The organism is Streptomyces sp. M-16, assembly GCF_052114405.1.
Classification (GTDB): Bacteria; Actinomycetota; Actinomycetes; order Streptomycetales; family Streptomycetaceae; genus Streptomyces.
Map to the genome: position 1 here is coordinate 1 of NZ_JBFRER010000255.1, position 3530 is coordinate 3530.

Genomic DNA, 3530 nt, shown 5'->3' on the forward strand with positions numbered 1-3530 from the left:
CACCTGGCACCTGGAAGTTCCCCGACGGCAAGGTCCTGATCGTCCTGTCGGAGGGCCGCCTCCTCAACCTGGGCAACGCGACCGGTCACCCGTCCTTCGTGATGTCGAACTCCTTCGCGGACCAGACCCTGGCCCAGATCGAGCTGTTCACCAAGCCCTCGGAGTACCCGACCGACGTCTACGTGCTGCCCAAGCACCTCGACGAGAAGGTCGCCCGCCTCCACCTCGACGCCCTCGGCGTCAAGCTCACCACCCTGCGCCCGGAGCAGGCCGCCTACATCGGCGTCAAGGTCGAGGGCCCGTTCAAGCCCGACCACTACCGCTACTGATCCCCACGGATCCACAGCACCGAGCCAGGCCCCCGGCACTCCGCCGGGGGCCTGCCCCGTACCTCCGTACGCATCCTCCGTACGCACGCAAGGACCCAGCCCCATGCCCCGCGGCCGCTACTCGCTCCACGACCCGCACGACCACACCCCCCTCGGCGAGGAGCACTTCCACTGCGCTCCCGGCCCCTCGGGATGGCGCTACGTCGCCCAGCTGACCCACCCGGACGGCGGCCACCGCGGCTCGGTCGACCTGGCCGTCGACGCCCTCGGCCGCCCCATCCGCCTCGAACTGAACGCGGCCGGCTGGCAGGTCCGCGGCGCCGCCGTCGACGGCGTCACCTGGGTCCGCACCGACCCCACCGGCACCGAGGCCACCGAGGGCAACGTCCGGGCCCCCGGATTCACCGGCACCTCCCCGGCCTTCCTCATCGCCACGGCCCGCCTGCTGCGCCTCGCGCCCGGCGCCCCCGCGACCCGCGTCCGCCTGCTCGCCCTCACCGACCCGGTGCTCGCGGCCCGTACGGTCGACCAGGCCTGGGCCCTGGTGTCCCGCGCGGAGCACCCGACGGACAGCGGCCCGCTCGTGGTGGACGAGTACCGGGTCACCGCGCTCGACACCGGCGAGGTGCACACGGTCCACATCGCCGGAGACGTCGTCCTCGCGGCGCCCGGCATCGAACTCGAACACCTGGAGACCCCGCCGTCGGCCTTCCCCGAGGGCGACGACGCCGACGCGGACCCCGGGCTCTAGCCGGGCGGAGCGAACCCGGTCCGCCGTACGGGAGCGTCGGCGGGAGCGGGAGCGGGAGCCGGCGTCGGCGCCGGCGCCGGCGCGGGGGCCCGGAGAACTGCGGGCGGCGCCACGGGGCCGGCCACCGGTGCGGGCATCGGCGCGGCGACCGGCCCGGAGACCGGCGCGGCGACTGGCCCGGAGACCGGCGCGGCGACCGGCCCGGAGACCGGCGCGGCCATCGGCCCGGCCCCGTGCGGGACCTGGACGGCGAAGGCCCTGGCCGCGTCCCGGGTCTGCCGCTCGTGCACCACCGCCATCAGGAACGCGGCGGCCGTCACCCCGGCCGGCGGCGGAGTCCCGGTCCGGGCCACCACGTCGTCCGCGAGCCGGGCCGCCATCGCGGCACCCGTGTGCGGGTCCAGCTGGTTCATCCGGGTCAGGTACTGCCGGATCGCCAGCCACAGCCCCTCCGGCACCGCCGACAGGTCCAGCCCGGTGAACCGCCMGGCCAGCCAGGGCGGTGGGGGCGGCACCGGCATGACGCGGGCCCCCGGCACCCGTTCCCGGATCACCAGCGTCCCCGCGAACACGTCACCGAGCCGCCGTCCGCGTTCCGAGACCAACGAGGCGATGCAGGCGATGGTCCCGAAGGTCATCAGCAGTTCCACGACCCCCATGGCCCCCCGCACGAGCGCGTGCCGGAAGCGGATCGGACCGCCGTCCTCGCGGACCACCCGCAGTCCGCAGGCCAGCTTCCCCAGCGACCGCCCGTGGCTCAGCGTCTCGACCGCGATCGGCACACCGACCAGCACCAGCAGGAGGCTCGCCACCGACACCGCCGCCTGCGCGGCGTCGTCCAGCGAGGCCGTCGCGAAGACCAGCGCGACCGTGACGACCAGGTAGCAGCCGACGTACACGAAGAGGTCCAGCAGGACGGCCAGGGCCCGGCTCGGCAGCCGCGCCGCCCGCAGACCCAGGACGACCGCGTCCCCCGTCACGAGATCGCTCACCGCTGCACCTTTCCCCGACCTGACCCGCCCCTGTGCGCTCCAGTCTGCCAAGCTGGCCGCAGGAGCAGTAGGCCGAACCGTGTGGTCAGGGGCAGGGGAGCGGAAACCGGATGGATCTCGACGTCTTCGTGGCCGCCCACCAGGCGCAATGGGCCCGCCTGGAGCAGCTCCTCGGCCGTGGCCGGCACCTCACGGGAGCGGAGGCGGACGAGCTCGTCGCGCTCTACCAGCGCACCTCCACCCACCTCTCCCTGATCCAGTCGAGCGCCCCCGACCCGATGCTGACGGGCCGGCTCACGCAGCTCGTCGCGCGGGCCCGGGCCACCGTGACCGGCACCCGCCGCGCGAGCTGGCGCGACGCGGCCCGCTTCTTCACCGCGGGCTTCCCGGCGGCCGTGTACCGCAGCCGTCGCTGGTGGATACCCACGGCGCTGCTGTCCACGGCGCTCGGGATCCTCATCGGCTGGTGGATAGCGACCCACCCCGAGGTCCAGGGCGCGATCGCCGCCCCGGACCACCTCAAGGAGCTGACCAGGCCGGGCGGCGGGTACGAGACGTACTACTCCAGCCACCCGGCGGCCTCGTTCGCCGCACAGGTCTGGACGAACAACGCCCAGGCCGCCGCGGTCTGCCTGGTCCTGGGAGCCTTCCTGGGGCTGCCGGTCCTCTGGATCCTCTTCCTGAACATGGCGAACCTGGGCGTCGGCATAGGCCTGATGAGCTCGGCCGGCCGCCTCGACGTCTTCCTCGGCCTGATCCTCCCGCACGGCCTCCTCGAACTGACCGCGGTCTTCGTCGCCGCGGGCACGGGGCTCCGCCTGGGCTGGACGGTCATCGACCCGGGCCCCCGCACGCGCCGCACGGCCCTCGCCGAACAGGGCCGGGCGGCCCTGGGCATGGCCATCGGCCTGGCGGTGGTCCTCTTCCTGTCGGGCCTGATCGAGGGCTTCGTGACCCCGTCGGGCCTACCGACCTGGGCCCGCATCGGCATCGGCGTCGCAGCCGAGGCGGCCTTCCTGGTCTACGTCTTCGTCCTGGGCGGCCGCGCCTCCCGCGAGGGCGACGCGGGAGACGTCGAGGAAGCGGACCGTACGGCGACCCTGCCCACTGCGGCGTGATGTGCGTACGAGCCTGCTGACCTGCTAGTCTCCTCGTCGTCCCGCAAACACTGTTGACACAGTGGCTGCGGGGAGGTAGATTCGAACGGTTGCCTCGAACTGGACAAGTTCGGCAGTGATGGTTTAAAATCTCTCCAGCCCCCAAGGAATGCAATTCCAATGGGGCGCAATCGACTCTCCGATCAGGAATCCGAAGCCGGGAAATCCGGTGGAAAACTTCTGATAGAGTCGGAACCGCCGGAAAGGGAAAGCGCGAAAGCGCAGAACCTCGAAAGCGCCGAGGAAAATCGGACACGAAAGAGTCTGATAGAGTCGGAAACGCAAGAACACAGAACGAAAG

General features: G+C 72.4%; 5 protein-coding genes. 4 read left to right on the plus strand and 1 reads right to left on the minus strand.

The features are described 5' to 3' along the window. Together AB4039_RS41770 and AB4039_RS41775 are read left to right on the plus strand one after the other, a co-directional pair. On the plus strand, positions 1–329 hold a 329-nt coding region (locus AB4039_RS41770; protein WP_442273256.1), incomplete at its 5' end, for an adenosylhomocysteinase. A 103-nt stretch (positions 330–432) separates the two neighbouring features. After that, a complete protein-coding gene (locus AB4039_RS41775; RefSeq protein WP_266839381.1) occupies positions 433–1080 on the plus strand; it encodes a hypothetical protein in 648 nt (215 codons plus the stop codon). Here the strand turns inward: AB4039_RS41775 and AB4039_RS41780 are convergent. Further along, positions 1077–2072: an RDD family protein gene (locus tag AB4039_RS41780; protein WP_442273257.1), complete on the minus strand. Its 996-nt coding sequence runs from the start codon at positions 2070–2072 to the stop codon at positions 1077–1079. The two genes, AB4039_RS41775 and AB4039_RS41780, sit on opposite strands and share 4 nt — an antisense overlap. 110 nt (positions 2073–2182) lie before the next feature. On the opposite strand from AB4039_RS41780, the gene AB4039_RS41785 reads away from it, so the two are divergent. Continuing rightward, positions 2183–3190, plus strand: a complete 1008-nt coding sequence (locus tag AB4039_RS41785; protein WP_266839377.1) for a stage II sporulation protein M — start codon at positions 2183–2185, stop codon at positions 3188–3190. Between the two features lie 159 nt (positions 3191–3349). Then, on the plus strand, positions 3350–3530 hold a 181-nt coding region (locus AB4039_RS41790), incomplete at its 3' end, for a hypothetical protein (protein ID WP_442273258.1).